Consider the following 15176-nt stretch of genomic DNA (forward strand, 5'->3'; position numbering starts at 1 on the left):
CGGCCGCGCAAGCCAGGAAGCCATCGCATGACCGATTTCGATCCCCGCGTGACCGTGCTCGACTGCGCCGGCCGGCCCCTGGTGCTGGATCGTCCGCGGGTGATGGGCATCGTCAATGTCACGCCCGACTCCTTTTCCGATGGCGGTCGGCACGCCGATGCCGCGGCGGCGATCGCGCACGGCCTGGCCCTGGTCGCCGAGGGCGCCGACCTGCTCGATGTCGGCGGCGAGTCGACCCGGCCCGGCGCGGAAGCGGTGCCGGTCGAGGAGGAACTGCGCCGGGTGCTGCCGGTGGTCGAAGGCCTGGCGGCTGCAGGCACGGTGCCGGTCAGCATCGACACCAGCCGGCCGGAGGTGATGCGTGCGGCGGTCGCCGCCGGTGCCGGCATGATCAACGACGTGCGCGCCTTGCGCGGCGAAGGCGCCCTGGATGCCGCAGCGGCGCTGGGTGTGCCGGTCTGCCTGATGCACATGCAGGGCGAGCCGGACTCGATGCAGGAGGCGCCCCACTACGACGACGTGATCGCCCAGGTGCACCGCTTCCTGGCCGAGCGGGTGTTCGCCTGCGAGATGGCCGGCATCGACCGGCGCCGCATCGTGCTCGACCCGGGCTTCGGCTTCGGCAAGACGCTGGAGCACAATCTGGCCCTGCTGTCGGGCCTGGACCGTTTTTCCGACCTGAAACTGCCGATCCTGGCCGGGCTGTCGCGCAAGCGCATGATCGGCACCCTGACCGGCCAGGACGACCCCGCGCAGCGCCTGCATGGGTCCGTGGCTGCCGCGGTGCTGGCTGCCGAGCGCGGCGCCCGTATCCTGCGCGTCCACGATGTCGCCGCCACCGTCCAGGCGCTCGCCGTCCAGACCGCGCTGGCCGCGGCAGCCGCCGACCTGCCCAGGCGCACCGCCGCTGCCGCGCCCGCGATCCGCTGGCCGGACGAGGATTGAGGGAGCGGGGAGCAGGGGAAAGGGAGCAGGGAACAGAGCGCGACGGACCCGGGCGCCATCCACCCGGGCGCCACCCACGCTGCAGCCTTGCCCCCCCCGCGTTTCGCTGGCTGCCTGCCGATCGGCACGACTGCCCGTCACCTCGAGTCCCCGACCCCCAGCTCCCTTTCCCCTGCTCCCTGCTCCTCGACTACCATCGCGCCATGGCACGCAAATACTTCGGAACCGACGGCATCCGCGGCCGGGTCGGGCAATGGCCGGTCACCGCGGAGTTCATGCTCAAGCTGGGCTGGGCCGCCGGGCGGGTGCTGGGCAACGGCGCCGCGGCGCCGCTGATCGTGATCGGCAAGGACACCCGCATCTCCGGCTACATGTTCGAGGCTGCGCTGGAAGCCGGGCTGGTCGCAGCGGGCGCCGACGTGCGCATGCTCGGACCGGTGCCGACGCCGGCAGTGGCCTACCTGACCCAGTCGCTGCGCGCTTCGGCGGGCATCGTCATTTCCGCCTCGCACAATCCCTATCAGGACAACGGTATCAAGTTCTTCTCCGCCGATGGCGAGAAACTGGCCGATGCCGTGGAAGTGGCCATCGAGGCCGAACTGGAGAAGCCGTTCGAGACCGTGGAGTCGGCACGACTGGGCAAGGCCGCGCGCGTCGAGGATGCCGTCGGCCGCTACTGCGAGTTCGTCAAGGGCACGGTGCGCGAGGACCTCAACCTGCGCGGCCTGCACATCGTGCTCGACTGCGCGCATGGCGCCACCTACCAGGCGGCGCCCCGGGTGTTCCGCGAACTGGGCGCGCGCCTGACCTTGATCGGCGACGCCCCCGATGGCCTCAACATCAACCACCAGGTGGGCTCGACGGCGCCGCAGGCGCTGGCCCGCCAGGTGCTGGCGGTGGGCGCCGACCTCGGGATCGCCTTCGATGGCGACGGCGACCGGGTGCAGATGGTCGATGCCACGGGGCGGCTGGTCGACGGCGACGACATCGTGCACGTGCTGGCCTCGCGCTGGCATGACACCGGCGAGCTGTCCGGTCCGGTGGTCGGCACCCTGATGACCAACTACGGCCTGGAACAGGCGTTCGGGCGCGCCGGCATCGAGTTCCTGCGCACCGATGTCGGCGACCGCCACGTGCACCGGGCGCTGGTCGCGCGGGGCGGAACCCTGGGCGGCGAAGCCTCCGGCCACATCCTGTGCCTGGACCGGGCCAGCACCGGCGACGGCATGGTCAGCGCCCTGGCGGTGCTCGAGGCGCTGGCCGACAGCGGACGCACCCTGGCGGAAGCCGCCGGCGGCTGGACGCGCTATCCGCAGACCACGGTCAATGTGCCTGTCACCGGCAACGCCCGGGCCCTGGTGGCCTCGGCGTCGGTGGAGGCCGCACGTGCGGCCGCGGAGCAGCAACTGGCCGGCCGCGGCCGGATCGTGCTGCGACCTTCCGGAACCGAGCCGGTGGTCCGGGTGACGGTCGAGGCGGCCGATCCCGAGGAAGTGCGCGCAGTGGTCACCGGGCTCGCCGCGGCGGTGCAGTCGGCGGCCTGATCCCCTTCCGGCTTGACCCCGGTCAAGTCGGGCGGCCGGGGCCGATGGCCTACAATCGGAGCCGTTCCCGGACGTCCGCCGGGCGCCTTCCGTCCCCGCACGCATGAGCCACCACGTCCCCACCCTGGATATCCGCCGCTACGACACCGACCGCACGGCGTTCGTGCGCGAGCTGGGCGAGGCCTACCAGCGCTTCGGCTTCTGCGGCATCAGCGGCCACGGCATCGATCCGGCGCTGCTGTCCGGCGCCTACGATGCCTTCCAGCGCTTTTTCGCGCTGCCCGCCGAAGTCAAGATGAAGTACCACGTGCCGGGCAGCGGCGGCGCGCGCGGCTACACGCCGTTCGCCATCGAGACCGCCAAGGACTCGCAGTACCCCGACCTCAAGGAGTTCTGGCACATCGGCCGGGAGATCCCGCGCGATCACCGCCATGCGCAGGTGATGCCGGCCAACCTCTGGCCGGACGAGGTGCCGGGTTTCCGCGAGCACGGTTACGGCATGTACCAGGCACTCGACGCGCTGGGCGTGCGCGTGCTGCGCGCGCTGGCCCTGCACATCGATCTGCCCGAGCACTGGTTCGACGACAAGGTCGACCTGGGCAACTCCATCCTGCGGCCGATCCACTATCCGCCGATCCAGACCGAGGACGTGCCCAACGTCCGCGCCGGCGCCCATGAAGACATCAACTTCATCACCCTGCTGGTCGGCGCCAGCGCCGCCGGGCTGGAACTGTTGAACCGAGACGGCGAGTGGCTGCCGGTGACCACCCAGGGCGACACCATCGTGGTCAATATCGGCGACATGCTTCAGCGTCTGAGCAACCACGTGTATCCCTCGACCACCCACCGGGTGGTCAATCCCAGGGGCGATGCGGCGCGCCAGCCGCGTTATTCGATTCCGTTCTTCCTGCACCCGAATCCGGACTTCCTGATCCGGACTTTGCCGGGCTGCATCACGGCCGACAACCCGGACCGCTATCCCGAGCCGATCACCGCCCACGACTACCTGATGGAGCGTCTGCGCGAGATCCGTCTGGTCTGAGCGCCGGCGGCACGGCACGGGCACATCACTCCTGGGGTCCTCACTGGCGCCCCGTCCACGCAGCCAGGCCGCCGCGTTCCCCAGGGCCAAGCGCGTGCCGCCAGTGCGACGGCACCGCACTTCTCCCTTCCCCGCGGGCGGGGCCTGATTGGCGTCGTGCCTCAGTCCAGGATCGGGACCAAGGGCCAGGACTCGGTAAATATGTTCGGTAAGCGGAGCGCGCTGAGCTCCCCTCTCCCTGTGGGAGAGGGGCCGGGGGAGAGGGTCGGGGCTTGCCATGATCTGCATCGTTGCCGGCTCAGCGGCGTGCGCTGGCCGGGGCGGCCCTCTCCCCCGCCCCTCCCCCGCAGGGCGGGGGAGGGGCGAAGTGCGGTGCCGTCGCACCGGCGACACGCCGCCTGGCAGCGGGCTGAGACACGATGCTGATCAGGTATCGGAGAGGAGTCGTGGGAGAGGGCCGGCACTTGCCATGATCTGCATGGTTGCCGGCCCAGCGGCGCGCGCCGGGCCGGCATCGATGCAGCGCCTGGTCGGAGTCGGCCCTGCACGCCCGGCTTGTCGCGCCCGGGCAAAGGCGTGGCTGACGTCAGCGTGGTGTCGCAGGCGGAGCGGGCTGCAGGGTCAGGCGCCAGCGTGCCGGCCCCGGCGCCAGGGGTGTGGCCTCGCCGCGCTCCCAGTGGTCGTGGCCGGCGCCGTACCAGGGTGCCAGCGGATGGCCGGTCTGCCCGCCCGGCATGTGCATCAGGCCCGCCTCTTCGCGGCCGGGGGCGACCACCATCCGCTGCGAGGCGCCGAAGCTGGGCCCCTGCACTCTCGGCACATGGTTGTCGCCGGGCAGCGGCGTCGCCGGCATCGACAACAGGCCGGCCAGCCAGCCCGGCATGGCCATGGCCAGCGGGTGGCGGATGCGCGCCGTGTTGGCTTCGCCCCAGGTGCGCGCGGCCAGTCCGCCGGGCCGGGCGTCCAGTTCCTCGGCGACAGCCCGGGCCGCGTCGAGCAGCAGGCCGTCCCAGTCGTCGTGGGGCGGCGGCAGCAGGTGCGCAGGGCGGACCTCGAGGAGCTGCCGGACCAGGCCCTCGGTCTGGCCCAGGCGCGGCCAGCGGAACTCCGGGTCGATCGATCGCAGCGGCGCCGCCAGCCCGTCGAGCACGGTGTCGTGGACGCGGGTCCGGAAGGCGCGGACCAGGCGGTAGGAGACACTGTCGGTGCAGGCGCAGCCATCCCAGACCTCGACCTGCGTGGCCAGCGCGGCCAGCGCCGGATCGCCGCCGCCATCGCCGATGCGGGTGCGCAACAGGCGCCACCAGTCGGTCATCAGGATCGCCTGGTCGTCGAGCTGGATCGCCAGCAGGTCGGCTTCGCGATGGCGTTCGCTGGCGGCCAGGCGGTCGCGGATCTGCGCGCCTCGGGCGCCCAGGTCATAGCCGCCGTCGCCGATCAGGGCGAGCGCCTCGTCGCCCATCACGCGGGCGTTCGCTGTCCAGATCCGGCCGTGCGGCGGGTCGACCACGCGTGGCTGCTGGTTGGCGGGCAGCCAGCCCTGCCAGAGATCGCCGGCGAGCTGCGCGCTGTCCAGCACCCGGGCCGGGTCGCGGTCCGGCGGCCGTGCCGGGATGCGACCGGCCAGGATCCATCCGACCCGCCCTGAGGCATCGCCGGCGACCAGGTTCTGCGCCGGGATGCCGGCCTCGGCGGCGATCGCCATCGCCTGGTCCAGGTTGCCGGCATGGGCCAGGTCGAGCAGGCGGGTGTTGACCGCGCCCGGCCGATGGGCGGTCCAGGCCACGGCCAGCGGCTGGCCGGTGTCGTCCTCGCCGATCACCGGGCCCCATCGGGACTCGAGCACCTCCAGCGTCTCGTCGGCGCCGCCACGCACCGACAGCGTCTCGAGGTGCCGGTCCAGCGGCTGCCAGCCATCGGCATCGCGGTAGCGCAGCGGATCGTCGGGGTCCAGGCGCAGACGGACCAGGTCCAGCCAGTCGCCATAGCTGTTGGTGAAGGCCCAGGCGACCTTGCCGTTGCTGCCGACCACCATGGCCGGCACGCCGGGCAGGGTGACGCCATCCAGGCGCACCGCCTGGCCGGATTCGTTCCACGTCAGCCGGGCGCGATACCAGATCGACGGCACCCGCAGGCCCAGGTGCATGTCATTGGCGACCAGGGCCGCGGTGCCGCCGGTCAGCCAGCCGGCCACCGCGAAGTTGTTGCTGCCGGGCAGCGCCAGGTGCTGGTCGTCGGCGCTTGCCGGTCCGGCGCTGGCCGGCAGGGCGCGCAGATCGAGCAGGTCGGCAGTCGGAACCGGTGGGTCGGGCAGGACCGTGCCGTCGAGGGCGGCATCCAGCGGGGTGCCCGGCCGGACGATGAAGTCGTATACCCCGGGCGGCAGGTGGCGGTAGGCGAAATCCAGGGTGCGCTCGCGGCGGTTGCCGGCATCCTGCAGGTCGAAGAACATCGCGACCACGGCAAGCAGGCTGTCCTCAGTCTTCCAGGGCTGCGGTTGCTGGCGCACCAGCAGATAGGGCCAGGGCCGCACCCGCAGCTGCGCCAGGCCTTCATTCACGCCGTCGGCATAGGCCTGCAGACGGGCACGGTCGGTGGGACCGAGCGCCGCCACTGCCTGCCTCATGCGCGCCCGGAACCGGTGCACACGATGCCGGCGATCGATGGGCAGGGCCGCGCTGCCGAGCAGGGCGGCCAGCTCGCCTGCGGCTGCCCGGCGCGATAGGTCCATTTCGAAGAAGCGCTCCTGGCCATGCAGCCAGCCCAGGCTGCGTGCCAGGTCTTCGGCATCGGCGGCGTCGACTGTGGCCACGCCCAGGGCGTCGCGCTCGATACTCACGGCGGCCTTGAGGCCAGGCAGCCGGTGCTCCCCGGAGCGCGCCGGCAGGCTGCCGCGCAGGGCCAACCATCCAGCCAGCAGGCCGGCCAGTCCCAGCACGAGCAGCAGTGCAAGCAGTCGGGCCAGCAGGCGTGGCAGGCGTCTGGACATCAGCGGATCCCCGGGCGTGGAAGGCCCGATGGTAGGTGCCAGGGACGGGGGGTGCCAGTCCGGGCCTGACCTCTGCGGTCCGGCCGCTGTGCCGATGTGGGTGCGACCTTTCCGGCCTGTGGGCGACCCGCCAAGACGCGCTCAAACGGCAAGCAAAACAGGTGGAATGTGAAGGATGCCTCCTATGTGCTGTGAGTGAATTCCGTTAGCATGTGCGCATCGGCCGGGGAGGGCTGGTAGTGGACGTCGCGGCAAAGGCACAAAGCGTGACGATGCCCGATCTGGCCGGGCTGGTTGCGCGCGTGGTGGCTGGCGATCGCCGGGCCGAGGTCGAGCTGGTCGACTGCTTCAGGCGTGGCGTGGCGGTGCTCGCGCGCAGGCACTGCCGGCCGCTCGACCCCGCTGCCGACGACATCGCCCAGGATGTGCTGATGGCGATGCTCGAGCGCGTGCGCGCCGGCGCCATCAAGGAGCCCGCGGCCTTGCCCGCCTATCTGCGCACCGCCGTGGTGCACGCCGCGGCCGCCCGCTACCGGCCGCGCCGCGAACAGGCGCTCGACGGCCCCGATCGCATCGGCGAGCGGCTTGCCGACGAACACGCCGACCCTGCGGCGAGCCTGGCCGCCGGGCAGCTTGGCGCGGCCATCGCCAGCCTGCTCGGCGAGCTGACGGTGCCCAGGGATCGCGAGCTGTTGCGGCGCTTCTACCTGCTCGAACACGACCGCGACGAGGTCTGTGCGGCACTGGGCATCGATCCCGGGCACTTCCACCGGGTCATCCATCGGGCCCGGCAGCGTTTCGGCGAGATACTGGCCCGCCATGGCCTGGGCGCCGGTCCAGGCTGAACCGATGGCAACCTTGATGGGATACCCGATGCCCGACCGCCTCCTTACCCGTCATGAACCGCACGTCGCAGCGAGGGCTGGAGGGTGAGCCAGCCCGATGCATCCGCACCCATGACCGCCTGGATTGAGCAGGCGTGGCTGCAGCGCTACCTCGACCGGGCCCTGGATGCCGAGGAACAGGCATGGTTCGAGACCTACCTGCTGGCCCATCCGCATCTCGTCGAGGCCGTCGAGGCGGACACCGGCCTGCGCGATGCCCTTGCCCTGGCCGGCGACATGGAGGGCACGGCCGGAGGCGGCGATGCGGGTGGCGACGATGGTCGGCCCGGCCCGCCGACCAGGCCTTCCGTGATCCGCTCGCGCCCACCGCCGCGCCGCGGCTTGCCGCCCTGGCTGGGGCTGGCCGCCGGCCTGCTGCTGGGCCTGGGCCTGGCCGCGCTGTGGCCGTCCGCGTCCGGGCCGGCCTCCGGCCTGGCCAACCCGACCCGGATCGTCTTCGACACCTTGCGCGGCGCGCACTCGCCGCCGCACGTCGAACCGGGCGATCCGGCCTCGCCCTGGCTGCTTGTCGAGGTGCCGGTGCCGCCCGGCTCGCGCATCGAGTCGGTGCGGCTGGAGGGCGGCGATCGGTCCGCTTCGTTCGGTCCGGTAGCGGCGACGCCGGATGGTTTCGGGCTGCTGTTGCTCGACGCCCGAGCATCGGGGTTGCTGATCGTGGACTACCTGAATGGTGAGGACGGTAGGAGCGAAGCGCGTTTTGAACTGCCGAGACGGCCCTGATCGATCCTTGTCGTCGGCATGTTTCGTGATCGGTTGATGAGTGGAGTACGCACCGTGCCGGCGTGACAACTGCCCCGCCTCGGCAGCCATGGCCATAGCAAAGGGAGAAACCAGGATGAAGCAGGAACTCTACGACGTCTTCGAGGGGCAAAACTCAAAGGGAAAGACCGTTGCAAAGCTTGATCAGGCCAATCTGGAAAGGCTGCTGAAGGGCACGTACCGGATCCACAAGAAAGGTAGGCGCTGGATCCAGCGCTGCGATTGGGTACGCATCTACGAGCGAGCACCGAACGGTCCATGGGCTGTCCGCATCGATCACCGCGACGGCTCAACACTCGATTTTCCCGTCCAGGTCGGGTCGAAGGACGGGGTCCCACTCTGGTTGCATGGAGGCGTCCGGAACCTGTTCGAGGCATACGTGTTCGTGATGGCCACCGGGCAGACCACCGCACAACGGAGTTGTGCCCGGATCTGGGTCGCAATGTTCGATCCGGCCTCATCCACAGCACGTCCACCCACCTACATCTATCGCAGCACTACTGGCGAGTCGAGCGAGCCAGTCATGCCCTGCGGGCTTGAGTTCCCGACGATGGAGAGTCGGATGGAGGACGCGGACGGGGGGCCTCGGATCACGCAGGACGACGAAGCCGAGGGCTACCACGAGGACTGAGTCGCTGCGATGTACCTGGCTGCCCTGCTAGCGACGTCGGCGGCGGTCTCGGAGCCCGCGCTCCATGTCGATCTGGAGTGCGCGCCGGGTGGCGCCGAGCCGGTGGTTCTGGCGTTGCGCGCGACCACGCAGGTGCGTTTCGCACAGGTCCCGCCGGGTGCACTGTGGGAGGTCGAGGAGGCCGGCATCGAGCTGATCCTGCACGGCAGTGCCGTGCCGGGCGCTCCCCCTCAGGAGCAGGGCGTGGCGGTGGGTCAGCGGCCGCCGCGCTATGGCCTGGCGATGGGCCAGGCCCTGCCGGGCCAGACCCTGGAGATCGCCGCGGTGTCCCCCGGGCCGGACGTGCGGGGCTTCGTGCGGCTGTATTGCGCACCATCGCCGGTGCGGGTCGCCGAGGCGGCCTGCCTGGCCGACAGCGCGGCCTTCACCGAGGCGGCCCAGGCGGTTGCGATGGCACCCGGACTGCCCGGCCGCTGCGCCGCGCTGGCGCTGCATCTGGCCGGCGCCCTCTCGCAACGGGGCAACGACCAGGCGCTGGCCTATGGCCACTACCAGGCGGCAATGCGGGCCTGGCAGGCGCTGGATGATCCGGTCCGCGCCGCTGCCGCGCAGCTGGGTCAGGCGGAGGTGGTCTGGCGCCAGGGCGACCATGTCGCCTCGCTGCAACTGGCGGAAGCCGCCGGCCAGGCAGCGCAGGCGCAGGGCGTCGACTACCTGGCAACGCGCGCCCGCAGCCAGTCCTGCCTGGCCCTGCGCGGCGTCGGTCGGCTGGCCGAGGGGCTGGCCTGCCAGCAGGCGGTCCTCGAGCGCTTCCTGGCCTTGTCCGAAACCAGCGAGGCCGTGGGTGCGGTGCTGTCGGCCGCGGCCATGGCGCGCGAGGACGGGCGCCGCGATCTGGTTGCCGGCCTGGCCGCCCGGCTGGCCGAGGTCGACGAATCCGCCCTGACCCCGATGATGCGCGGACGCCTGCACCACCTGCGTGCCGGACTGGCGCTGGATGACGGATTCCCGCAGGCGGCGCTGGCCGCGCTGGTCCGGGCGATGGACGAGTTCGACGCGATTCCCTCGCCGCAGTGGCAGGCGGCCAGCCTGCTGCTGGCGGCGCGGGTGAATGCCGCCTTCGGGGGCCGTGGCGAGGCGCAGTATCTGGCCCGCGCCGCGGCCGATGCGTTCCGGGCGATCGCGATGCCCGAGCGCGAGGCCGGCGCCCTGCTGCTGCTCGCGCAACTGCATGCGGAGGCGGGCGATGCCGGGCAGGCGCTGCAGGCGGCCGATGCCGCGGCGGCGCGCTATGCCCAGGCGGCGCGTCCGCAGCTCAAGCTGGCCGCGGCCATGACCGGCCTGTTGGCGGAGCCGACGCCGGCTCGCCTGGTTGCCTTCCGGGCGCTGCTCGAGGGTGCGTTGGAGCGACCGCCGCGCCTGCAGTTCGACCTGGCGCTGGCGCAGGCCAGGGTGGCACTGGTCGCCGGCGATGTCCGTCACGCGCAGGCACAACTGGCCGGCCTGCCCGGGCAGGTGCCGGACCTGGGGCGCTGGATCGCGCTGGTGGAGACGCAGGCCCGCGTGGCGCTGGCCGAGGGCGAGCGCGCGCAGGCCCAACGCATCCTCGAGTCGGCGATCGCGCGCGTGCAGGGCATGGTCGACGGGATCGGCGATGCCTCGTTGGCGCACCTGGCGGCACGTCGGTTGCAGCGGTTGTCGCGGCTGTGGATCGACGCCCTGCCGACGGGTCCGGCCGATGACCCGGTGCTGGTCGCGCGGGTCGGCCACACCCTGCTGGCAACCGACCCCTTCGCCCGCCTGGCAAGATCCGCGCCGGCCGCGCCGGGCGGTGCGCCATCCGCCGATGCCGTGCGCACTGCCCTGTTGCGGCGCCTGCTCAGCGAGGCGATGGAGGATGCCGGCGATGAGGCGGATCCGCTGGAGATGGCAGAGATCCAGCGCCTGCTCTGGTCGCCGGCTTCGTCGGCAGGGTCATCCCCGGATGCCACCGCCGCGGTCTGGAGCGCGTTGCTCGATCGCGCCGCGGCCGGCGACACGGTGCTGCTGCTTGGCCTGGGCGAACGCCAGGGGGTGACCCTGGTGTTGTCCGGTGGGCATGCCCAGGTGCTCGTCCACGAGGATGCGCCGGTGGCAGCCGCGCTGGCCAGGACGCTGCGCGGTCGCCTCGAGGACCGCAGCGTGCCCGTGGATGCGATCGAGGACGTGGCGAGCGAGCTCTCGTCCAGGCTGTTCGCTGGCGCCAGCGACGCACCGCCGGCCCGCCTGCTGGTCTGGACGGACGAGCGCCTGGCCCAGGTGCCGCTTGCGCTGCTGGTCTGGCCCGGCCAGCCAAGGCCGATGGTGGAATCGACCGCAGTCAGCCGGCTGCTTCCCACTCAGCCCGGCGGGATGGCGAGGGGCGCGGCGGCAGTGGTCAGCCACGTTCGGGTGCTGGTCGCCGGCGAAGGGGGCAGGGCGGCGGCGGGACTTCCCGCCTTGCCCGTCGCCGCACGGGAAGACCGTCTGGTCGCCGCGGCAATGCCCGAGGTCGCCGTAAGCGCCGACGGTCTCACCGAACAGGGCCTGTTGCAGGCACTCGCCGAGCCAGGCGGCTGGGTGCATGTCGCCGGCCATGGCGTGGTCCATCCAGGCATGCAGGGCATGGCCGGGCTGTGGTCGGCATCGGGACCGGACGAGCCGCGCGCCTTCATCAGCTGGCTGGCCCTCGTCGGCAAACGTCTTCCTGCGGCACTGGTGGTGCTCAATGCCTGCCATCTGGGCGAAGGCGGCCAGGCTGGCGACGGCCAGGCGGCCAGTTTCGCCGCGGCGCTCAAGGCCGCGGGTGCCGGTGAGGTGGTCGCGGCGATGTGGCCGGTCAGCGATGCCGCCGCCTCGGTGTGGGTGCCGGCCTTCTACGGTGCGCTTGCCGGACCGGCCGGGGACGCCGCCGAAGCGTTGCGCACCGCGCAGCGCGCGCTGCGCGACAGTCGCGCGTTCCGGCACCCGTGGTACTGGGCGTCGCTGGTGCACTGGGCATCGCCGTGACCGCCAGCCGGGCATGGGCCCTTGCGCGCCGACAGCCAACCTGCTCCACTTCCGGCCATGACGTGCCAGCGCGCCCCCCTGCGATCCGCCGCCCCGCTGCGGTCCGCGAACAATCGCAACGCCAATAACGGCTGCCCCAGGGGCGGGCCCGGCGTGTAGCGCGTTCCGCAAGGACGCACGATCCCCCGGAAGGCCCGCCCAGTGCGGGCCTTCCGCGTTTTTCACCCCTAGCAATCCACGCGGCAGACAGGAGCAACCCCGGCATGTGTTCCATCCTCGGCATCTTCGGGCTGCGGCCCGGCGAAGACCTGGCGGCGCTGCGCCGTCAGGCGCTGGCCAGCTCGGCACGGCAGCGCCATCGCGGCCCGGACTGGAGCGGCGTGCACGTCGATCCCGGCGCCCTCCTGGTCCACGAACGCCTGGCCATCGTCGATCCGGCCGGCGGTGCGCAGCCGTTGCGCTCGGCGGACGGCGAACTGGTGCTGGCGGTGAACGGCGAGATCTACAACCACCGCGAACTCGAGCGTGGGCTGTGCACGCCCTACGCCTTCCAGAGCGGTTCGGACTGCGAGGTGATCAATGCGCTGTGGCGCGAACTGGGGCCAGCCCTGCTGCCGAAGCTCAACGGCATCTACGCCTTCGTGCTGTGGGACGCCGGCCGGCAGCGCTGGCTGGCCGCCCGCGATCCGTTCGGCGTCTGCCCGCTGTACTGGGGCACCGATGCCGAGGGCCGGCGTTGGCTGGCCTCGGAGATGAAGGCCCTGGTCGGCGTCTGCGCCGACATCGCGCCGTTCCCGCCCGGGCACTGCTACGACAGCGCCACCGGCGAGCTCACCCGCTTCTGGCAGCCGGGCTGGCGCGAGCACGCTTCGGTGGCCGGCCAGGCGGTGCCACCGCCGGTGCTGCGCGAGGCCTTCGAGCAGGCTGTGCACCGGCAACTGATGACCGATGTGCCCTACGGTGTGCTGCTGTCCGGGGGGCTGGACTCGTCCCTGGTCGCCGCCTGCGCGGCCCGCTTCGCCCGCCGGCGCGTCGAGGAGGACGATGCCGCCGAGGCCTGGTGGCCGCGCCTGCACAGCTTCGCGATCGGGCTGCATGGCTCGCCCGACCTGGCCGCCGCGCAGGTGGCGGCCGAGGCCCTGGGCACCGTGCACCACGGCTTCACCTACCGCTTCGAGGAGGGCCTGGACGCCATCGACGAGGTGATCCGCCACATCGAAAGCTTTGATGTCACCACGGTGCGCGCCTCTACGCCGATGTACCTGCTTGCGCGCCGGATCAAGGCGATGGGCGTGAAGATGGTGCTCAGCGGCGAGGGCAGCGACGAGCTGTTCGGCGGTTACCTGTACTTCCACAAGGCGCCCGACGCGCGGGCCTTCCACGAGGAATGCGTGCGCAAGCTCGACGCCCTGCACCAGTTCGACTGCCTGCGCGCCAACAAGGCGATGATGGCCTGGGGTGTCGAGGCGCGGGTGCCGTTCCTCGACCTGGACTTCGTCGAGGTGGCGATGGCCATGGACGCCACCGCAAAGATGACCAGCCCCGGCCGCATCGAGAAGGCGGTGCTGCGCGAAGCCTTCGCCGGGGTCCTGCCCGACGCCATCCTGTGGCGGCAGAAGGAGCAGTTCAGCGACGGCGTCGGCTACGGCTGGATCGACGGCCTCAAAGCCCATGCCGATGCCCAGGTCAGCGATGCGCAGATGGCGGCTGCCGCCAGCCGCTTTCCTGTCAATCCGCCGGCCAGCAAGGAGGCGTACTGGTACCGCACCCTGTTCGAGCGGCACTTTCCCGGCGAGGCCTGCGCGCGCACGGTGCCGGGCGGTCCGTCGATCGCCTGCTCGTCCCCTGCGGCGATCGCCTGGGACCCGGCGTTCGCCGCCGCCGCCGACCCGTCCGGTCGGGCGGTGGCCGGCATCCACCAGGCCGCCGTGGCGGCGTCGCCCGCATGAGCGCGATCGGCCTGCCGGTCAGCCCACGCCGGGGGGCATGAAGAAGCCGTTGAGCTTGTTGCCATCCAGGTCGCGGAAGTAGCCGGCGTAAAAGCCTTCCGGGCGCGGGCCGGGGGCGCCCTCGTCGACCCCGCCCAGGGCCAGCGCCCGGGCGTGCAGGGCATCGACCTGGGCCGGCGAGGCGCAGGCGATGGCGATCATGGTGCCATTGCCGGCGCTGGCCGGACGGCCGTCATGCGGCGTGAGCACGCCGAACAGCGGACGCGCGAAGTCCGCGCCCCAGGCCGAACCCTGCTCGCCCCATTCCATCAGCCGGCCGATGCCGATGCTTTCGAACAGTGCGTCGTAGAAGGCGCGGGCGCGCTCCAGGTCGTTGGTGCCGAGGCAGGTGTAGGCGATCATCTTGGGGCTCCAGTGGCACGGCGGGGCGCGGGCGCGCGGGGTGCTGCGCCCGGATCATAGCCGCGGCCCAGGGCAGGCCGATGTCGCACAAGGACCCGCGCGGCCATCGCCCGCGGGTCCGCCCAAAGGATCCGGACGGTAGCGGCCGATATCGCGGCCTTCCGGAAACCCGCTTCCGGTCAGCCGTCGCGGCGCCCGGGTCCTGTCATCCGCTCGAGCAGTGGCCCGACCAGGTCCATCGGCAGCGGGAAAACGATGGTCGAGCTCTTCTCGCCGGCGATCTCGGTGAGCGTCTGCAGGTAGCGCAGCTGGATGGCGCGCGGGTCTTCGCCCATCAGCTTGGCGGCCTGGACCAGCTTCTCGGCGGCCTGCATCTCGCCCTCGGCATGGATGACCTTGGCGCGTCGCACGCGCTCGGCCTCGGCCTGGCGGGCGATCGCCCGCACCATGACCTCGTTGATGTCGACGTGCTTGATCTCGACGTTGGCGACCTTCACGCCCCAGGCGTCGGTCTGCGCGTCGAGGATGGTCTGGATATCGTCGTTGAGCTTGTCGCGCTCGCTGAGCATCTCGTCCAGATCGTGCTGGCCGAGCACCGAGCGCAGGGTGGTCTGGGCGAGCTGGCTGACCGCCTCCAGGTACTGCTCGACGTTGATGATCGCCTTCTGCGGGTCGATCACCCGGAAGTACAGCACCGCGTTGACCCGCACCGAGACGTTGTCCTTGCTGATCAGGTCCTGCTCGGGCACGTCCATGGCGACCGTGCGCAGGTCGACCCGCTCCATGGTCTGGATGCCGGGGATCAGGATGATCAGGCCGGGCCCCTTGACCTTCCAGAATCGGCCGAGCTGGAACACCACGGCCCGCTCGTACTCGCGCAGCACCTTGATCGAGTTGACCAGGACCACGGCGACCACGACCAGCAGGCCGGGCCAGAAATAGGGCATGAACTCGGACATGGCGTACTCCTCGTCGCTCGGCGC

11 protein-coding genes are annotated in these 15176 nt (G+C 71.6%); 8 read left to right on the forward strand and 3 right to left on the reverse strand.

Going from position 1 to position 15176, the window contains the following annotated elements:
- Window positions 1–27: 27 nt before the first annotated feature.
- The 3 genes from folP to KF823_08330 all read left to right on the forward strand — a co-directional run bounded on the left by folP (window position 28) and on the right by KF823_08330 (window position 3531).
- Window positions 28–945 carry a dihydropteroate synthase gene (folP, locus tag KF823_08320; GenBank protein MBX3725908.1) on the forward strand — a complete coding sequence of 306 codons (918 nt, stop codon included), beginning with the start codon at window positions 28–30 and terminating at the stop codon, window positions 943–945.
- Between the two features lie 203 nt (window positions 946–1148).
- The gene (glmM, locus tag KF823_08325; GenBank protein ID MBX3725909.1) at window positions 1149–2489 is read left to right on the forward strand and encodes a phosphoglucosamine mutase; all 1341 of its coding nucleotides are present in this window, start codon (window positions 1149–1151) and stop codon (window positions 2487–2489) included.
- A gap of 103 nt (window positions 2490–2592) precedes the next feature.
- Window positions 2593–3531, forward strand: a complete 939-nt coding sequence (locus KF823_08330) for an isopenicillin N synthase family oxygenase (protein MBX3725910.1) — start codon at window positions 2593–2595, stop codon at window positions 3529–3531.
- Window positions 3532–4117: 586 nt separating this feature from the next.
- Here the strand turns inward: KF823_08330 and KF823_08335 are convergent.
- Entirely contained in the window at window positions 4118–6520 is a 2403-nt protein-coding gene (locus KF823_08335) for a penicillin acylase family protein (GenBank protein MBX3725911.1), read from the reverse strand.
- 266 nt (window positions 6521–6786) lie between these two features.
- On the opposite strand from KF823_08335, the gene KF823_08340 reads away from it, so the two are divergent.
- From KF823_08340 to asnB, 5 genes are all read left to right on the forward strand, one after another.
- Window positions 6787–7365 (forward strand): sigma-70 family RNA polymerase sigma factor, encoded by a 579-nt coding sequence (locus KF823_08340; protein ID MBX3725912.1) that lies wholly within the window; start codon window positions 6787–6789, stop codon window positions 7363–7365.
- A gap of 111 nt (window positions 7366–7476) precedes the next feature.
- Window positions 7477–8145 (forward strand): hypothetical protein, encoded by a 669-nt coding sequence (locus tag KF823_08345; protein ID MBX3725913.1) that lies wholly within the window; start codon window positions 7477–7479, stop codon window positions 8143–8145.
- A 115-nt stretch (window positions 8146–8260) separates the two neighbouring features.
- A complete protein-coding gene (locus KF823_08350; protein ID MBX3725914.1) occupies window positions 8261–8815 on the forward strand; it encodes a hypothetical protein in 555 nt (184 codons plus the stop codon).
- A 9-nt stretch (window positions 8816–8824) separates the two neighbouring features.
- A complete protein-coding gene (locus KF823_08355) occupies window positions 8825–11842 on the forward strand; it encodes a CHAT domain-containing protein (protein ID MBX3725915.1) in 3018 nt (1005 codons plus the stop codon).
- 263 nt (window positions 11843–12105) lie between these two features.
- On the forward strand, window positions 12106–13791 hold the full coding sequence (gene asnB, locus KF823_08360; GenBank protein MBX3725916.1) for an asparagine synthase B: 1686 nt from the start codon (window positions 12106–12108) through the stop codon (window positions 13789–13791).
- An 18-nt stretch (window positions 13792–13809) separates the two neighbouring features.
- Here asnB and KF823_08365 read toward each other — a convergent pair whose 3' ends face one another.
- The gene (locus KF823_08365; protein ID MBX3725917.1) at window positions 13810–14193 is read right to left on the reverse strand and encodes a VOC family protein; all 384 of its coding nucleotides are present in this window, start codon (window positions 14191–14193) and stop codon (window positions 13810–13812) included.
- 179 nt (window positions 14194–14372) lie between these two features.
- Window positions 14373–15140, reverse strand: a complete 768-nt coding sequence (locus tag KF823_08370; protein ID MBX3725918.1) for a slipin family protein — start codon at window positions 15138–15140, stop codon at window positions 14373–14375.
- Window positions 15141–15176 lie beyond the last annotated feature (36 nt).

The organism is Lysobacterales bacterium (genome assembly GCA_019634735.1).
Classification (GTDB): domain Bacteria; phylum Pseudomonadota; class Gammaproteobacteria; order Xanthomonadales; family UBA2363; genus Pseudofulvimonas.